This window comes from Sphingopyxis sp. KK2 (genome assembly GCF_001990265.1).
Lineage (GTDB): Bacteria > Pseudomonadota > Alphaproteobacteria > Sphingomonadales > Sphingomonadaceae > Sphingopyxis.
Genome location: NZ_LYVN01000089.1, coordinates 1 through 16,973 on the forward strand (window position 1 = coordinate 1; position 16,973 = coordinate 16,973).

At 64.2% G+C, this 16,973-nt stretch carries 16 protein-coding genes; all 16 read left to right on the forward strand.

Annotated features, from left to right (window positions below):
* The first annotated feature begins 619 nt into the window (after window positions 1-619).
* Window positions 620-997 (forward strand): hypothetical protein, encoded by a 378-nt coding sequence (locus B1A78_RS14560; protein ID WP_077147656.1) that lies wholly within the window; start codon window positions 620-622, stop codon window positions 995-997.
* A 184-nt stretch (window positions 998-1,181) separates the two neighbouring features.
* A complete protein-coding gene (locus tag B1A78_RS14565; protein WP_077147657.1) occupies window positions 1,182-1,382 on the forward strand; it encodes a MucR family transcriptional regulator in 201 nt (66 codons plus the stop codon).
* 615 nt (window positions 1,383-1,997) lie between these two features.
* Window positions 1,998-2,297, forward strand: coding sequence for a hypothetical protein (locus B1A78_RS14570; protein ID WP_077147658.1), 300 nt, complete (start codon window positions 1,998-2,000; stop codon window positions 2,295-2,297).
* A 720-nt stretch (window positions 2,298-3,017) separates the two neighbouring features.
* Complete coding sequence (locus tag B1A78_RS14575) at window positions 3,018-5,057, forward strand: conjugal transfer protein TraG (protein ID WP_077147659.1); 2,040 nt, start codon at window positions 3,018-3,020, stop codon at window positions 5,055-5,057.
* A complete protein-coding gene (locus B1A78_RS14580) occupies window positions 5,054-5,476 on the forward strand; it encodes a hypothetical protein (protein WP_077147660.1) in 423 nt (140 codons plus the stop codon). The genes B1A78_RS14575 and B1A78_RS14580 overlap by 4 nt, the downstream gene beginning before the upstream one ends.
* A complete protein-coding gene (gene trbB / locus B1A78_RS14585; protein WP_077147661.1) occupies window positions 5,473-6,462 on the forward strand; it encodes a P-type conjugative transfer ATPase TrbB in 990 nt (329 codons plus the stop codon). The genes B1A78_RS14580 and trbB overlap by 4 nt, the downstream gene beginning before the upstream one ends.
* A complete protein-coding gene (locus B1A78_RS14590) occupies window positions 6,453-6,785 on the forward strand; it encodes a TrbC/VirB2 family protein (RefSeq protein ID WP_077147662.1) in 333 nt (110 codons plus the stop codon). Before trbB ends, B1A78_RS14590 begins: the two co-directional genes overlap by 10 nt.
* Complete coding sequence (locus B1A78_RS14595) at window positions 6,782-7,042, forward strand: VirB3 family type IV secretion system protein (RefSeq protein WP_077147663.1); 261 nt, start codon at window positions 6,782-6,784, stop codon at window positions 7,040-7,042. Before B1A78_RS14590 ends, B1A78_RS14595 begins: the two co-directional genes overlap by 4 nt.
* Before the next feature lie 10 nt (window positions 7,043-7,052).
* Window positions 7,053-9,506: a conjugal transfer protein TrbE gene (gene trbE / locus B1A78_RS14600; protein ID WP_077147664.1), complete on the forward strand. Its 2,454-nt coding sequence runs from the start codon at window positions 7,053-7,055 to the stop codon at window positions 9,504-9,506.
* 2 nt (window positions 9,507-9,508) lie between these two features.
* Window positions 9,509-10,228, forward strand: a complete 720-nt coding sequence (trbJ, locus tag B1A78_RS14605; RefSeq protein ID WP_083734195.1) for a P-type conjugative transfer protein TrbJ — start codon at window positions 9,509-9,511, stop codon at window positions 10,226-10,228.
* 145 nt (window positions 10,229-10,373) lie between these two features.
* Window positions 10,374-11,693, forward strand: a complete 1,320-nt coding sequence (trbL, locus tag B1A78_RS14610) for a P-type conjugative transfer protein TrbL (protein WP_077147666.1) — start codon at window positions 10,374-10,376, stop codon at window positions 11,691-11,693.
* Between the two features lies 1 nt (window position 11,694).
* A complete protein-coding gene (gene trbF / locus B1A78_RS14615) occupies window positions 11,695-12,477 on the forward strand; it encodes a conjugal transfer protein TrbF (RefSeq protein WP_077147667.1) in 783 nt (260 codons plus the stop codon).
* 2 nt (window positions 12,478-12,479) lie between these two features.
* The gene (gene trbG, locus B1A78_RS14620) at window positions 12,480-13,307 is read left to right on the forward strand and encodes a P-type conjugative transfer protein TrbG (RefSeq protein WP_077147669.1); all 828 of its coding nucleotides are present in this window, start codon (window positions 12,480-12,482) and stop codon (window positions 13,305-13,307) included.
* Window positions 13,304-14,494 (forward strand): TrbI/VirB10 family protein, encoded by a 1,191-nt coding sequence (locus B1A78_RS14625; RefSeq protein ID WP_256838443.1) that lies wholly within the window; start codon window positions 13,304-13,306, stop codon window positions 14,492-14,494. The genes trbG and B1A78_RS14625 overlap by 4 nt, the downstream gene beginning before the upstream one ends.
* A gap of 3 nt (window positions 14,495-14,497) precedes the next feature.
* Window positions 14,498-14,725: a DUF2274 domain-containing protein gene (locus tag B1A78_RS14630; RefSeq protein ID WP_077147668.1), complete on the forward strand. Its 228-nt coding sequence runs from the start codon at window positions 14,498-14,500 to the stop codon at window positions 14,723-14,725.
* A gap of 477 nt (window positions 14,726-15,202) precedes the next feature.
* On the forward strand, window positions 15,203-16,973 hold a 1,771-nt coding region (locus tag B1A78_RS14635; protein ID WP_144037844.1), incomplete at its 3' end, for a hypothetical protein.

The following is a 16,973-nucleotide window of genomic DNA, read 5'->3' on the forward strand; positions in this document are numbered from 1 at the left end:
GGCAACACACGGCCACGGCTCGCGGAAGGTCGCACAAGTTATACCACGGCGCAAATTCCCTGAGTTATGAGGCGCGCAGCGGTCCAGGATGCACGGAGAGCGAAGGGTAAGTTTGTCACGCTGCGCGCTCAAAATTGCCGTGTTGCTGAATCGAAACGAGAGTGAATTTACAGGCAAGCGCAGCAAAGTGCTGAATGGCAATGAGCGGTCGTTCGCGGTCGTAGACCGAAAGCGCACTTGGCTGGCAATTGCAAACCGCTGACCGCCGGAAAAGCTGCTCACCGCGGAACCGTAAAAAAGACGGCCCCGAAGGACCGTCAGTGTTTAGAGAGCTAGGCTTGCTCTCAAGGGTTCCTTCGCGCCACGACCAATTCAGAATATCTCGTGACTGCCAGAAATACCACTGACGCATGTTAAGCTGCGGGAGAGAAATGAAATTTCCAATCGAACTGGTTGCTTGTGGCCGCGACCGACGTCAGCCGGCAAATGCGCAATCTCTGCGACGGTGCGAACCGGTCGCTCGCTGCGACGGCGAGGATCACATCGAATTGCTGCGCGTTGTGCAATCGATCACCGCGACTGCACGCGGGCGATGTGACTTTGATCGGGAAACCTGACTATGGACGATGACAAGTTTAGGGGGCTGGAGCTTTGGGACGCGGAGGAAGTGCCGCCCGGTGTTCTTGAGGCCGCCATCGCCGCAGCGCTCGCGGTCCTCGACAAGTCAGACGTGTCCCCTCTTGAGGCACGTTATGCACAGTTCTCGCTTGAAGCCATGGATGACCGAGGCGAGCTTGACGATGGTTCCGACCTCGCCGCCGGGGGGGTGAACGAAGCCCACTTAAACGCGGGGCGACGGGCAGAAGCTGCCGCGAGCGAGATCATCGAGCAACGAGCGCCCGGCTGCGGTGACGCATATCTTAGGCTTGGAATCGCGGAGTGGGCATTGGAGCAGTTTCAGGCGACCGGGATCGATCCGACGAAGCCGAACTTATAGCCTATGTTAATGCGCGCGACTGGCCTCGCCGTAAGGACCGTCGAGGAACTGGGTTGTATCAACGAGCGCGTTTGTGCGCCCGAAGGTTTGTTGAGAAAAAATTTGTCGCGATCAAATCGCGACGCTCGGCAGGACGGACTGCGGGGCCGAATGAAAGTGACGGATTGTGAAAGATAGCGAAGTGATGGTTACTCTTACTGCCGACATCGTCGCGGCACATGTCGGAAACAATAAGGTCGCAATAGCTGACGTTCCGCTTGTCATCACTGCCGTACACACTGCCCTTAACGGCCTTCAAGCAAAGGCTGAACCTCCGGCAGAAGACTCCCGACGAGAAGCCGCGCCGAGTAAGTGGAAACGGGGAACCAGCCGGCGGACCATCTAACCGCGAACGATTGCGGCAGGGGAGCAGCGTAGCGTTCGTCGGTTTCGTTCTGATGAGCCGCCACCTCCGCTTCGCAAGCGCGAGCGGATCAGCCTGGACGCAAATTTACAGGCTGATCCGCTCACTACCAGGCTGGCCCTTTCCCCAGGCTGGATGCTGTCCGCTACTGCCGCCTATTTGAAAGAGCCAACACAGCACCCAGCGTTAAAGCTGTCGCTGGATATCAGCGGGGCCATCCTCGAAACGAAGTCCTCGAGCATAGTTTCCATAACAATCTCACGGCAGCACAAAAAAGAGCGGGCGAACAACGTAAAGGGTTGAGGCCACATTGTTCGCCCGCGAGCGCGGGAGGGTACGGCGAGGAACGGGGGCCTTGCCAACCGCGTTCATCGGCCACTCCAGCGTATAAAAATACAATATGGATTGGGGCCTTGGAGATTTCTTCCTGATCTAGATCAATAACGCGCGATTTTCCGGCAACCCTGGGGGTGGCGGAGAGTAGCCTTTGAGTGCCTACCTTTCAAAGGCACACCATGGGAGGAGCCGGGCCGGGTCGTAATGGTCCGGCTCCCACTGCCTTGTCTCAGGTCCAAATCCAGCCGCTGAGGACATGTTATGACCCCCAAAGATCGCGAGGTAATGGACGAGTTGGTAAGGGGGCAAACCGTCTTGATGTGCAAGCTGCGCGATTTGGCAGGCGCGGTGATGACGCAAGCCGCGAACAACGCAGTGCTAATGGCCGCCACGGGCAGCTTGTACGCGGAGCTGGCTAGAGTTTCGGGTATGCCGGACGAATTGGATCGGCTGCTTGAACGCCTGCTGGCGGTGATCGAAACACAATCGAACCAAAATGCCCAAATACTCGGCGCGACCGATAAAATCCGTGAGTATGCCGAAGCGGTCGCACATCCGTGACCACGGGACTGCTCTCGGATCGGAGTGTTAAGGCCTGCGCAATCAGCCTTCTTGAACGCGCGCCGCAAGAGGCTTCCACTATGGTCCGCCGCCAGCTGGAATGGTCGCGGAAGCGCGGCGCTGATCACGAAATCCTTTTCTGGACGGCAGTTCTACAACGGCTCGACGCAGTTGAGAGAGGTTCAGCCTGATCGAAAAGAAGCGGCGCAGCCGTCAAGACTGCGCCGCTTCAACGATGTCCCAAAAGAAGCATCGCCCCCCTCCGTCTGCCTTGGACCTGGGTCGCGTTGGCCCCGACAAACCGAGCTTGTGCGCTGCCTTTGCATCGAAACCATTCAGATAACTTGTAAAAACCCGACAGCGGCACTCGCTTTGCCGCATCCTGATCGTTCAGCGGGTATCAGCATTTCGTATTCACGCTTCACCAACAATGAGCGTGGAGATATGCGCGCGTCGGAACCTGAAAGCCGCCAGACCGGTTTCGGCCATTTTTGTAGCGGTCCACGAAATTATCCGCCTTGTCGTGATGCCCGTGCAAGCCACCGCCTGACGGGAAGATCATAGAAGTGAAGCGCGGATAGTCCGAATCGGCCGTCTGCGTTCCTGTTTGCGTCGGTGGAGCGTCTCTGCGCGTCGGGCGGACACTGTAATTTTGTCGTGCAAGTGAGGATTCTCATGGCTTGAAGCTCGCGGCGGCATCGCCCGGGCGGGAGCCCGACAATGACCCCGACCAAATTGCTCATCGGCCAGATTCTGGTCGTCTTCGCGATCGTCCTCTTGGGCGTCTGGAGCGCGACGCAGTGGGCCGCCGCTATGCTCGGCTATCAGACCAGACTGGGGATTCCTTGGTTCTTTATCGGCTCGGTACCGATCTATCGGCCATGGGCACTCTTTCCCTGGTGGTACCATTACGAGGCTTATGCACCGCACGTCTTTGACGCGGCGGGTGCCTTGGCAGGAGCGAGTGGTTTTTTAGGCTGCGCTGCCGCGATCTTCGGATCGCTCTGGCGCGCGCGGCAGAAGGGCTCGGTCACCACCTACGGGTCGGCACGCTGGGCGCGTGCCCGGGAAATCGATGAAGCCGGACTACGCGGTGACCGCGGCGTCTTCCTCGGGCGCTGGCGCGGCGAGTATCTTCGTCATAACGGCCCCGAACATGTCATGGCTTTCGCGCCGACGAGAAGCGGGAAGGGCGTTGGCCTGGTCGTCCCGACGCTCTTATCGTGGACCGGATCTGCCGTCGTTCACGATATCAAGGGCGAAAACTGGCAGCTGACGTCGGCTTGGCGATCGCGTTTCTCACACTGCCTCTATTTCGATCCGACCGATATCCGCTCGGCCGCATATAACCCGCTGCTCGAGGTTCGCAGCGGTGACTGCGAAATCCGCGACGTCCAGAATATTGCAGATATCCTCGTCGATCCCGAGGGTGCTCTCGAACGACGAAATCACTGGGAGAAGACTTCGCATTCGCTTCTCGTCGGCGCGATCCTCCACATTCTCTATGCCGAAGAAGACAAGACGCTCGCACGCGTCGCGACTTTTCTCTCGGATCCTTCACGGAGCTTCGCGTCGACGCTGGTCGCGATGATGCGGACCAATCATCTCGGGACCCCGGATGTGCCGCTGGTCCATCCGTTGGTCGCGTCGGCCGCGCGCGAGCTTCTCAACAAGAGTGAGAATGAGCGTTCGGGTGTGCTGTCCACTGCGATGTCCTTTCTCGGGCTCTATCGCGATCCGACGGTTGCGGCGGTCACCTCGCGCTGTGACTGGCGAATTGCCGATCTTGTTTCGGCCGAGCGACCGCTTTCGCTCTACCTGGTGATTCCGCCATCCGACATATCACGGACGAAGCCGCTGATCCGCTTGCTGCTCAACCAGATTGGAAGGCGGCTGACCGAGAAACTCGACGATCGTGCCTCGACCGTGCGCCGGCACGAGCTGCTGCTCATGCTCGACGAGTTTCCAGCGCTGGGGCGCCTCGACTTCTTCGAGACCGCGCTCGCCTTCATGGCGGGCTATGGAATCAGGGCCTTCCTGATTGCGCAGTCGCTCAACCAAATCTCGAAAGCCTATGGCGAGAACAACGCCATCCTCGACAATTGCCATGTCCGTGTCGCTTTCGCCACCAACGACGAACGCACCGCCAAGCGGATCTCCGACGCGCTCGGGACCGCAACTGAACAGCGCGCGATGCGCAACTATGCCGGACACCGGCTCGCGCCCTGGCTCGCGCATGTCATGGTCAGCCGGCAGGAGACCGCGCGAGCCTTGCTGACCCCTGGCGAGGTCATGCAGCTGCCGCCGGGCGATGAGCTGGTTCTTGTCGCGGGGTTCGCGCCGATCCGCGCGAAGAAGTTGCGCTACTATGAGGATCGCAACTTTACGTCGCGGCTTGGGAGCCCGCCGTCCCTCGCGGATGGCCGCTACGCTGACCGCCCATCGCCGCGCGGGGACGATTGGACGGGCCTGGTCGCTGCCGCACTTGTTTCTGCGGTCGGTGGCGAAGGCGCGATCGACGACGGTGTCGTCGAGGATGGCGGCGCACAGCAGGCGAAGGAGCCCGAACTCGCCGAGGCAGCCCCCGTGTGGACCGAGGCGCCGCGCCCCGCCAATCCACTGAACCTTGACGAGGACGACAATCCCGCCGCCGACAAGCGGCTCATGGACCGGTTGCGCCCGCTCGCCCCGGTGCTCGCCGCGCACGCCATGGACGAAGCGGTGTCGCGCAGTGGTGACCAGCTGGGGCTCGGATTGTGAGCGGCGCGAGCGCCAGCGTCCGCAGTGGGCAGGTGCGCCACCAGCTGTTCCTGCCGCGCGATATCAGCGCTCGGCTTGGCGAACTCGCTCGTCGTCCTGGTGTTACGCGCTCGTCGATCCTCGCCGAAGCGCTCGGCGCATGGCTCGATCGCAAGGGAACCAGTGAACTTCAGGACCGTTTCGGCGCGCGGCTCGACCGACTGACGCGCGCCTTGTCGCGGATCGAGCGCAACAGCCAGATCGAGATAGAGATCTTGGCGCTGCTCGTACGCTACCTGCTGACTTCGGTCCCGCCCGTCGCCGAGAATGATGATGCGGCGCGCGCGCAGGGGCGCGACCGGTTCGAATGGTTCACGATGAAGGTGGCCGAAGCGTTCCGCGACGGGCGCGGCAGCTTCGGCATCGAGGTCGAGCCATGAGTTCGGCCGAAACCGCAGATCGCCGCCGCACGATGCTGCGGAGCGCAATGGGGCCGGCGATCGAAGCCGCGCTGTCGAATGCCCACGTCATTGAGGTCATGGTCAACCCCGACGGAGCGCTTCGCGTCGATATCCTCGGCGAAGGGCGGGTCGATACTGGTGTCCGGATGGCGGCCGATCAGGTCGAGCGGATCATTCGCCTTGTCGCCAGCCACGCCCGGACCGAGGTCCATGGTGCAGCGCCGATCGTAAGTGCGGAACTTCCACCACATGGCGAGGGTGCCGGCGAGCGCTTTGAAGGCCTGTTGCCGCCGGTCACTCTTGCGCCCTGCTTCTCGATCCGCAAGCCTGCAGCACGCGTCTACACGCTCCTGGACTATGTGAAAGCCGGCATCGCCAGCCCGGAGGCGGCGAGGCTGCTGTCGCTCGCGGTCATCGAGCGCCAGAACATCCTTGTCGCTGGCGGCACCAGCTCGGGAAAGACGACGCTCGCCAATGCGCTGCTCGCGGAGATGGCCGAACTCGAAGAGCGCGTTATCCTGATCGAGGACACGCGCGAGCTTCAATGTCCTGCGGCCGACCGCGTCGAGCTTCGTACCCGCGCCGGCGCCGTATCGATGGCCGATCTCGTACGCTCGACCCTTCGGCTTCGGCCCGACCGGATCATCGTCGGCGAAGTTCGCGGCGGCGAGGCGCTCGACATGCTGAAGGCGTGGAACACGGGCCATCCCGGCGGGATCGCGACCGTCCATGCCAATAGCGCGGCGTCTGCGCTCACGCGTGTCGAGCAGCTCGTTCAAGAGAATGTCGTCACCGTCCCGCGGCGCCTGATCGCCGAGGCGATCGACCTCATTGTCTTCATCTCTGGTCGCGGCGCGGCACGCGGGATCGCGACGATCGCGCGCGTCGAGGGCGTTAGCTCCTCGGGCGACTACGTCCTCACCGAACTTCCCATCCAACCCGAAGGAGAATATCCATGTCCCTGACCCCACTTGCATTCGCGCGTGCGGAGCGCCCCGTGGTTGCTGCCTGGCTCGCGCTCGGTCTCGGCACCGCAGCGCTCGCTGCCGGCTCTGGCATGCCGTGGGAAGAGCCGCTGCAGAAGGTACTGGAATCGGTTCAGGGACCGGTCGCCAAGATTGTCGCGGTGATCATCATCATCACGACCGGGCTGACACTCGCCTTCGGTGAGACCTCGGGCGGTTTCCGCCGCTTGATCCAGATTGTGTTCGGGCTTTCGATCGCCTTCGCGGCGTCGAGCTTCTTCCTGTCATTCTTCAGCTTCGGCGGCGGGGCGCTCGTCGCGTGAGCCACCTCGAAGGATATGAAGCGCCTATCCACCGCGCGCTCGCCGAGCCGATCCTGCTCGGCGGCGCGCCGCGCGGCCTCGCGATCGTCAACGGGACGGTCGCGACCGCAATGGGGCTCGGCCTCCAGCAGTGGGTCGCGGGCCTCATCCTCTGGGCGCTCGGCCACACCGTGATGGTGTTCGCGGCCAAACGCGATCCCGATTTTGCCGCCGTGCTCGCGCGGCACATCCGCCAGAAAGGCGAATTCACATGTTGAAGGCAATATCATGCTGAATCTGGGCGAATATCGCCAGCTCGCCGATCGTCTTGCCGATCACCTGCCTTGGGCTGCGCTCGTCGCTCCGGGTATCATTCTCAACAAGGATGGCAGCTTTCAGCGCAGCGTCCGCTTTCGTGGTCCCGATCTCGACAGCGCGACGGAGAGCGAACTCGTCGCCGCCTGCGCGCGCGCCAACAATCTCCTGAAGCGCTTCGGCTCGGGATGGGCGCTCTTCTTCGAGGCCGAGCGCGTCGAGGCGCTTGGCTATCCTTCGAGCGATTTTCCCGATGCCGCGTCGTGGCTCGTCGACGCCGAGCGCCGGGCGGCGTTCGAAGGCGCCGATCAGCCGCATTTCGAGAGCATATTTCATATGACGCTCGCCTGGATGCCGCCCGCCGACAGGAGCGACAAGGCGGGCAGGGCGCTCGTCGACCGCCCCGACGCGATCCAGGGCCGCGACTGGCAAGAAGCGGTCGGGCGGTTCGAGGCCGAGACACGCCGCGCCATCGACCTGCTCGGGACCTTCGTGCCCGAGGTGCGGGTGCTCGATGACAGCGAGACGCTGACTTATCTTCACCGCGCCATCTCTCCGCACCGCCACCGCGTGCGCGTGCCGGAGACGCCGATGTATCTCGACGCGCTGCTCGCCGACACCCCGCTCGCCGGCGGCCTCGAGCCGATGCTCGGCGACGCGCATTTGCGGACCCTCACCGTCCTCGGCTTTCCCTCATTGAGCCGCCCCGGCATCTTCGATGCGCTGAACCGCGAGGATTTCGGCTACCGCTGGACGACGCGCTTCATCGCGCTCGACAAGACCGATGCGACCTCGGCGCTGACAAAGATCCGCCGTCAGTGGTTCAACAAGCGCAAATCGCTCTCGGCGCTCGTTCGCGAAGTGATGTACAACCTGCCGGCGCAGCTGCTCGACAGCGACGCCGACAACAAGGTGGTCGATGCCGATGCCGCGCTCCAGGCGCTCGGACAGGACCATGTCTCATTCGGCTATCTGACGACTACGATCACCGTGTCTGACGTCGATCGCGCGCGCGCCGAGGAGAAGCTCCGGGCCGTGCAACGCATCGTCCATTCGCTGGGGTTCACTGCGATCCGCGAGAGCGTGAACGCGGTCGAAGCCTGGCTTTCATCGCTTCCCGGTCACACTTACGCGAACGTCCGCCAGCCGCTGGTCCACAGCCTCAATCTGGCGCACCTGATGCCGCTATCGTCGGTATGGGCAGGGCCTTCGGCAAACGTCCATCTCGGCGGTCCCCCACTGCTTTACGCCGAGACCAACGGCTCGACACCGTTCCGGCTGTCGACGCATGTCGGCGACGTCGGCCATATGATGATCGCGGGGCCGACCGGCGCGGGCAAGTCGGTGCTGCTGGCGCTGATCGCCTTGCAGTTCCGGCGCTACGCTGAGGCGCAGCTCTACATTTTCGACAAGGGCAATTCGGCACGCGCCGCAGTGCTCGCGATGGGCGGCCGCCATCACGCGCTCGGCGACGGCGAAGAGACTCTCGCCTTCCAGCCGCTCGCCGGCATCGACCGCGACGAAGAGCGGAGCTGGGCTGCCGATTGGGTCGCCGCGCTCGTTGCGCATGAGGGCGTGCTCATCACACCCGGTATCAAGGACGCGATCTGGTCGGCGCTCCAGAGCCTTGGGACGGCGCCGCGACGCGAGCGCACGCTCACGGGGCTTTCGCTGCTGCTTCAGTCAAATGCGCTGAAAGCCGCGATCCAGCCCTTCACGCTCGAAGGGCCGCATGGTCGCCTGCTCGACGCGGCCGAGGAAGGGCTTTCGCTCGGCGATATCGAATGCTTCGAGACCGAAGCGCTGATGGGGCAGGCGAGCGTCGTCGAGCCGGTGCTCTCCTACCTCTTCCACCGTCTCGAGGCGCGGTTCGACGGCCGTCCGACCTTGCTCATACTCGACGAAGCCTGGATTTTTCTCGACAACCCGCTCTTCGCGGCGCGCATTCGCGAGTGGTTGAAGGTGCTGCGCAAGAAAAATGTCGCGGTGATCTTTGCGACGCATAGCCTAGCCGACGTCGCTACAAGCAGCATCGCGCCGGCGATCGTCGAAAGCTGCCCGCAGCGCATCCTGCTTCCCAACGACCGTGCGGTCGAACCCCAGAGCCGGGCTGCTTATGCGGCGTTCGGGCTCAACGAAACGCAGATCGAGCTCGTCGCGCGCGCGATCCCCAAGCGGCAATATTATCTCCAGTCGACCCGCGGCAACCGGCTCTTCGAGCTTGGGCTTGGCCCCGTCGCACTCGCTTTCTGCGGCGCGTCCGATCCCGCGGCGCAGGCGCGCATCGACGCGATTATCGCCGAACATGGTCCCGATCAGTTCGCGGAGCACTGGCTCCGCGACAGCGGTCTCCAGTGGGCCGCGGACCTCCTTGGCGACTTTCCGGCGCGCGGCGCCGCCGAACCCATCCCCCCTGAAGGAGAATGAAGATGAAAAAATTCCTGATTGCCTTGACTGCGGCTGTGCTCGCACCCGCGACGATCGTCGCGGTCGTGCCTGCGCAGGCGATGCCGGTGTTCGACCAGGCGAACTACACGCAAAACCTGCTCACCGCGGCGCGGACGCTGCAGCAGATCGACCAGCAGATCCAGCAGCTCCAGAACGAGGCGAAGGTGCTAGCCAATATGGACAAGCATTTGAAGCGCGTCGATTTCCCGGAACTCGAAAAGCTGAAGGCCAACCTCGGCAAGGTCGAAGAACTGATGGGCAAGGCCGAAAGGATCGACTTCGGCGTCGACCAGCTCGACGCCAAGCTCGCCGCGCTGTTCCCGAAAAACTTCGCCGTGCGGACGCGCACCTCGCAGGTCGCCGACGCCAAGGCGCGGCTCGAGGCTGCGATGGGCGCCTACCGGCGCACGCTCGGCGTCCAGTCGCGGATCGTCGCCAATGTGAGGGAGGATGCGCAGGCGCTCGCCGACCTATCGGCACGGAGCAATGCGGCCGAGGGAAGCTTGCAGGTCGCGCAGGTGACCAACCAGCTTCTGGCGCTCGCATCGAAGCAGCAGATGCAGCTGCAGCAGATGATGGCGGCGCAGTTCCAGGCCGAGGCGCTCGAGCGCGCCGACGCGGCGCAGACCGCTGCCGAAGCGCGCGAGCGCACGCGCCGCTTCCTCGGCGACGGCAAGGCCTACACGCCGAAGCGCGACTGATCGCGCCCTGACGCCACACGGGCGGCACGGCAGCCCCCTCTCCAAGTCCGCGCCGTCCGCCGCGGGGTTCCGATCGCTCCCACCGGAACTCCGCGGATACTTCCCCCGACGCCGCTCCCGGCGCCGTAATCGAAAGACGCACCCGATGGACGATCTCAACGTGATCGATGGTTTTCTCGAAGCGTTCGTCCGCTACATCGACAGCGGCTTCGGGCTGCTCGGCGGCGACGTGGCTTTTCTCACCAGTGTGCTCATCGGGATCGACATCACGCTCGCAGGGCTCTTCTGGGCGATGGGCGGCGAGAATGACGTGATCGCGAAGCTCCTGAAAAAGATCCTCTATGTCGGTTTCTTCGCGCTCATCCTGAACAGCTTCGACACGCTGGCCGACATCATCTTCCGCTCCTTTGCGGGGCTTGGCATCACCGCGGGTGGCGGCTCGATTTCGGCCGAGGAATTGCTGAAGCCAGGCCATCTTGCCGGCGTGGGCTTCGAAGCGGCGCATCCGCTGATCGACCAGATCAAGGATCTGCTGGGTCCGATCGCCTTCTTCGAGAATTTCCTCGAGATCGTCGTGCTGCTGATCGCCTGGGTTTTGACGATCCTCGCCTTTTTCATCCTGGCGGTGCAGCTCTTCGTCACGATCATCGAGTTCAAGCTGGTGACGTTGGCGGGTTTCACCCTCGTCCCTTTCGCGCTCTGGAACCGCACGGCGTTCCTCGCCGAACGCGTCCTCGGAGCGGTGATCACCTCGGGCGTCAAGGTCATGGTGCTCGGCGTCATAGTCGGCATTGGGTCGGGATTCTTTCCTGATTTTCTCAGCAATATGGCTGGCTCGGAGCCCGACATCGAACAGGCGATGAGCCTCGCGCTCGGCGCGCTCGCCCTCGTCGGCCTTGGCATCTTCGGTCCCAGCATCGCCTCGGGTCTGGTCGCAGGCGCGCCGCAGCTTGGTGCTGGGGCCGCGGTCGGCACGGTGGCTGCTGCAGCGGGGACCATGATCGTCGGTGGCGGCGCCGGCCTTGCGGCCGCGCGAGCCGGTGGCGGTGCCGCGCTCGGCGCCGTTCGCGCCGGCACCTCGATGGGTTCCGCGGCGCACACAGCTTACCGCCTTGGTCAGGAGACGTCGGGCTCGACAAGCGTCGGCGCCGGTCTTTCGGGTGTCGCGACGGCCGCGAAGGGCGCTGCCGCCAATGTGACGCGCCGCGGAACGCAATCGCTCGGCCTCGGCGAGGCCGCGTCTACCGGACGTGATGCCGCGTGGAAAGCCGGCACCAAGCCCAGCGCAGCGAGCGCTGCATCGGCAAGTGCCGCCGCCGCCTCAGAGGCCGCGCCAGCCTGGGCCAACGACCTGAAGTCGGACCAGCGCCGCCGATCGGCGCGCCAGGCAGCCATGCACACGATTTCGAGCGGCGATCGCGGCGGCAGCGGCGCGGCGCCGGATATTGCCGAGAAGGAGGATTGAAATGAAGTTCAGACGCCCAGTGCAGCGCTACGGCCGCACCCCCGAACCGGCGACGCCTCATCAGCGCGCGGCGCAGGAATGGGATGACCGGATCGGCTCCGCGCGCGTGCAGGCGCGAAGCTGGCGCCTGATGGCATTCGGCGGGCTCGCCTTGTCGATGGGGCTCGCGGGCGCACTCGCATGGCAATCGGTGCAGAGCCGGGTAATTCCCTATGTCGTCGAGACTGACCGGCTCGGCGAAGCGCGCAGCGTCGCGCCAGCGATCGAGGACTATAATCCGACCGATCCGCAGATCGCCTGGGCGCTCGGTCGCTTCGTGTCGAACGTCCGCGGCGTCTCGCTCGATCCGGTCGTTATGCGCGAAAACTGGCTGTCGGCTTATGACTTCGTGCGCGGCCGCGGCGAAGTATTCCTCGGCGAATATGCCCGCGCAGCCGATCCCTTCGCGCAGATCGGGGCGCGCTCGGTCTCGGTCGAGATCAGCAGCGTCGTGCGCGCGTCGCCGCGCTCGTTCCAGGTCAAATGGCGCGAGACCGTTTATGAGCGGGGCAGCCTTGCATCGACCTCGCGATGGACGGCGATCCTCACCGTCGCCGTCAAGCCGCCGCGGTCGGCCGATGTTCTGCGGAAGAACCCTCTCGGCCTCTATGTGGAGGCGATCGACTGGAGCCGCGAGTTCGAAGAGGCATCGCCTTCACCGGCTGCGCCTGCCGCTTCTGCGCTGACAATTGCCAGCACCGCCGCGCCGCCGAGCGCGACCACCCCCGCAAATCAGGGAGAATGAACATGTCCAAGGCATTCTTGGCAGCCATCGCTGCCGTAACGATCCTGCATTCTCCGGCAGTCGCCTCGAACGGTAGCCCGGCCGAGCGAGTTCGCGCCGGCACCGCGGCGGCGCTCAAGGAACCACGCGCGCAGGATTATCGCGGCGCGGTCCAGACCTATCCCTATGTCGAAGGCGACGTCTTTCGGCTGATCGCTGCGCCCGAACATGTAACCGACATCGCGCTTCAGGAAGGCGAAGCGCTGCAATCGGTCGCCGCGGGAGACACGGCGCGCTGGATCGTCGGCGACACGGTGAGCGGGGCAGGGGACAGTCGCCGCGTTCACATCATGATCAAGCCGCTCGCCCCGGGCCTTTCCACCAACCTGATCATCACAACGGACAGGCGGGTTTATCATGTCGCGCTGACCAGCACCACGCGCACCGCGATGGCGGCGATCTCGTGGAGCTATCCCGACGACAGCCTAATCGCGATCCGGCGTGCGGCTGAGAGAGTTCGGGAGTCCGCGCCTGCCCATGCATCAATCGAGCCGGTCAATTTCGGCTTCGCCTATACCATCCGTGGGGACAAGCCCGCATGGCGGCCGCTTCGCGCCTTCGACGACGGCCGCCAAGTCTTCATCGAGTTTCCCGCCACGCTCGGGCAGGGAGAGGCGCCGCCGCTCTTCATCACCGGTGACGACGGCAGCGCGGAACTTGTCAACTACCGCGTCTCGGGCCGTTTCTACATCGTCGACCGGCTTTTCGAGCGCGCCGAGCTACGGCACGGCGCCAAGAAGCAGGTGATCGTCCGCATCGTTCGCAAGTCACCCTCGGGGGCGGCGAAGTGACCGCGTCGCTCGAAGAGCGCGCAGCGAACGCAGGGCTGGACCGCGAGCGCGCCGCAGATCAAGCACCGCAGGCCTCGTCGAGCGTGAAGGTTGATCCCGAAACGCTCGTGCTGCGTGGCAGCCCGCGACGCGTCGTTCGGTTTCGGCGCCCGGTCCTGATCGGGCTCGCTGGCGCGACGGCGGCGGTCATCGCAGGCCTGTCCTGGTTCGCGCTCAGCCCAGCGTCGTTCAAACTTGCGGCAACCGGCGAAGAAATGTTCGAAGGAAGACAGGGCGGCAAGCCGGAGGCCTTGGCGTCAGCGCCGGGCAGTTATGCCGATGTGCCGAAGCTCGGCCCGCCACTTCCGGGTGACCTCGGGCGGCCGATCCTCGAAAAGCAGCGCGAGATGGCAAGCGCGCCACCCGTCGTCGGCGTGGATCCTGGGGCCGAGGCGGCGGCGGCCGAACGCGCACGAGCGATCGCTGAGCAGATGGCCGCCCGTCAGTCGGCTGTGTTGATGTCGCTAGGCGGAGCCCGCGGCCCGGCGCCGCAGCCGACACCTGCGGCGCCTGTTGCGACCAATGCGAAAAATTCTGGCGGCGCGGACGATCGCGATGTCAATCCGTACAGCATCCAGGATGCGGCGTCGCCCTGGATCATGACCAGCGGCAGCATCATCTCGGCAAGCTTGATAACAGGCATCAACAGCGATCTACCCGGAACCGTCGTCGCGCAGGTCACCGACAATGCCTTCGACAGCATCACGGGCAAGACCCTCCTGATACCCCAAGGTGCCCGGCTAATTGGCCGCTACGAGAGTGACATCACGTTCGGCCAGCGCCGTGCATTCGTGATCTGGCAGCGCATCATCTGGCCTGACGCCTCCTCGGTTCGGATCGAGGATATGCCCGCGAGCGACAAGTCCGGATATTCGGGCCTAGCCGACCGCGTCAATTTCCACGGCGGAACCCTGCTAAAAGGCGTGGCCTTGTCGACGCTCCTTGGGGTCAGCACAGAGCTTTCGCTCGGGAATGAGGAGAGCGAGCTTGCTCGCGCCCTTCGTGAATCCGTGCAGCAAAGCGGGGGCCGTGCTGGCGATCAACTTGTCGGGCGCTCCCTCGACATCGAGCCGACGATCACGATCCGCCCTGGCTCGCCACTTCGCGTGTTGTTGACGCGGGACCTGATCCTCAGGCCTTGGAGCTGATCGATGCCTGACCTGAAGCTCGCCAAAATTCCCGACCGTAAGCCCGTGAAGTTGCAGATCGAGATATTGCCCGATCTGGAGGCTGCGCTTGCCGACTACGCCGCAGCCTACGCGAAAGCCTATAACGTCCATGAAAAGCCCGCTGCGCTGATCCCCTATATGCTCAGCAGCTTCATCGATGGTGACCGCGAGTTCGCCAAGTTGCGAAAGCAAGAGAAACCCGGCAGTTAATACTGCCGTCCGCGCTGCTCTTCATCGCCAAATGAGTGGTGAACGACGAAGCAATAATTTATGTCCAAAATGGTCGCTGTACCTTGAGTTCGATTCCCAGAGCCTCTATCGAACTGAGGCTACAAAGCGTTGTTTTTCCAAGGAATTATTTTCAGCGTCGCGTGTGGTCTATAGCGTGGTCTTTCGAGGTTGAGGCGATTTTAGTTCTGTAAATTCAACGGATTACATGCGTAGTTCGACAGACTCCGTCTCCGCCATCTCTTCTTCGTTCCCCCGCTGCCGCCAGGATCGCCACACGGCGCACTGAGCCGACGCGCGCATGCGCGCCGCCGCAACATGAAACCACTGGATGCAACAAGTTGCAACTTGGTGCGGAAAGCCACCAACCCGCAGACACTCCCCCGATCGGACGGGCCCTCGCAAAGCGTTGGCCACAGGCCGGTCAGTCCAGACTTTCAGCCTTGGGGTTTCTGTCCGATGTCCATCACCATCTCCGCTTCCGATCGTCGGCGCCGCCTTGTCCGCGCCGCGCTCCTGTCCGCGACCGCCGGTTTCGCGATGACCGGAGCGTCGCCTGCTTTTGCGCAATGCGTCGTCCAGCCGGGCGGCACCGCCACCTGCGCGGGCGAAAACATGACCGAGCAGAGCGTCGGCAACGGCGGCTCGATCACTGTGACCACCGAGCCGGGCTTCTCGATCGACAGCCCGGGCAACGGTCTCGTCATCTCTGGCCCGGGATCGCTGACCTATGACGATGCCAACGCCTCGACGATCATCGGCCGCGGTCGCGACGGGATCGCGGTGGGCAATGGCGGCGGCGCGTCGCGCATCGTCATCCGGACCGGCGGCGACATCACCGGCGGCGGTCGCGCGGGGATCATCACCAACAATGCCGGCACCGGCGGTGTGATTGTCGAGGCGACGGGGACCGTAACCGGCGCGACCACCGGCATCACCATCGTTGCACTGGCTGGCAGCGGCGGCGATTCGGAGGTGATCTCGAACAACGCCGCCGGCGGCACCTCGGGCATCGGGGTCGAGAATCGCGGTGGCACGGGTGCGATCCGTATCGCCTCGACCGGGACTGCAAGCGCGACGGGCAGCGAGGGCTTCGCGATCATCGGCTTCCACAGCGTGCAGGGCGCCGGCGGCGATCTGGTCATCGAGGCGAATGACCTCGCGGGTATTGGTGGCGGCATCAACGTCAGCAATCTTGGCGCCGGTTCGACCATGATCACCGTGAACGGCGCGGTCGATGTCGCGGGTCGGCAGGGCATTTCCGCCGGCAACGGCGCGACGGCCAAGGACCTGATCGTTACCGCGCGCGGCCCGGTCACGTCGGGCGCCACTGCGGTCTCGGTCAGCAACCAGGGGAGCGGGCGCACGATCGTCACTGCCGAGGGGCAGTTGCTCAGCAACAATGTCCGGTCGCAGGAAAGCGACATCAGCGGCAATGGCCTGAACATCGTCACCGGTGGCAATGCCGGCGATGTCGTCGCCAACGTCGCGGGGGTCGAGGGCCGCGCAGGCATCTTGATCCGCAACCTCGGCCAGGGATCGGCGACGTTGACCGCGACCGGTCTGGTCGAGGGACGCGAAGGGCGCGGGGTCGAGATCGTTTCGGGCTCGAACGCGGGCGCGATCAGCGTCGATCTGGCCGCCGTCACCGGGGCGACCGACGGTGTGATCATTACCGCGCAGGGCAATGGGCCGGTCGACCTGTCGATCGCCGGCCCGGTCGTCGCCGCCGAAACCGGCGTGCGCGTCGAACTGGCGAGCAACGGCGTCGGCGACGTCGATGTCGCGGTGAACGAGGTGACCGGCGGACGCAATGGCGTCATCCTGACCGCGCTCGGTGCGGGCGATATCGCGCTCGTCGCGACGGGCGCGCTGACGGGGGCCGACGGCACCGGGCTCAACATCTTCGGGCGCGGCGCGATCGATGCCGATGTCGTCGATGTAACCGGGATTAACGGCGTGATCATGAGCACGTCGGGCAGCGAAAGCAGCATCGATTTCACCTCGACCGGCACGCTGACCGGTACCGGCGGCGACGGATTGTTCGTCTCCAGTTTGGGCGCGATCCGGATCGACGCCACCAACAGCACCGGCGTGCGCAACGGGCTGACCATGAGCTTTGGCGGCACGGGCGAGGCGGTGCTGGTTTCGCGCGGCACCGCGACGGGCGGCGCCAGCGGCATACGGGCCACCACCGCCGACGGCACGACGGGCGGCCTGTCGCTCGACG

Bases quoted from the DNA above. Each gene is read 5' to 3' on its own strand.
- B1A78_RS14560 (WP_077147656.1), top strand. From the start codon at position 620: ATGGACGATGACAAGTTTAGGGGGCTGGAGCTTTGGGACGCGGAGGAA.
- B1A78_RS14565 (WP_077147657.1), top strand. From the start codon at position 1,182: ATGGTTACTCTTACTGCCGACATCGTCGCGGCACATGTCGGAAACAAT.
- B1A78_RS14570 (WP_077147658.1), top strand. From the start codon at position 1,998: ATGACCCCCAAAGATCGCGAGGTAATGGACGAGTTGGTAAGGGGGCAA.
- B1A78_RS14575 (WP_077147659.1), top strand. From the start codon at position 3,018: ATGACCCCGACCAAATTGCTCATCGGCCAGATTCTGGTCGTCTTCGCG.
- trbB (WP_077147661.1), top strand. From the start codon at position 5,473: ATGAGTTCGGCCGAAACCGCAGATCGCCGCCGCACGATGCTGCGGAGC.
- B1A78_RS14590 (WP_077147662.1), top strand. From the start codon at position 6,453: ATGTCCCTGACCCCACTTGCATTCGCGCGTGCGGAGCGCCCCGTGGTT.
- trbE (WP_077147664.1), top strand. From the start codon at position 7,053: ATGCTGAATCTGGGCGAATATCGCCAGCTCGCCGATCGTCTTGCCGAT.
- trbJ (WP_083734195.1), top strand. From the start codon at position 9,509: ATGAAAAAATTCCTGATTGCCTTGACTGCGGCTGTGCTCGCACCCGCG.
- trbL (WP_077147666.1), top strand. From the start codon at position 10,374: ATGGACGATCTCAACGTGATCGATGGTTTTCTCGAAGCGTTCGTCCGC.
- trbF (WP_077147667.1), top strand. From the start codon at position 11,695: ATGAAGTTCAGACGCCCAGTGCAGCGCTACGGCCGCACCCCCGAACCG.
- trbG (WP_077147669.1), top strand. From the start codon at position 12,480: ATGTCCAAGGCATTCTTGGCAGCCATCGCTGCCGTAACGATCCTGCAT.
- B1A78_RS14630 (WP_077147668.1), top strand. From the start codon at position 14,498: ATGCCTGACCTGAAGCTCGCCAAAATTCCCGACCGTAAGCCCGTGAAG.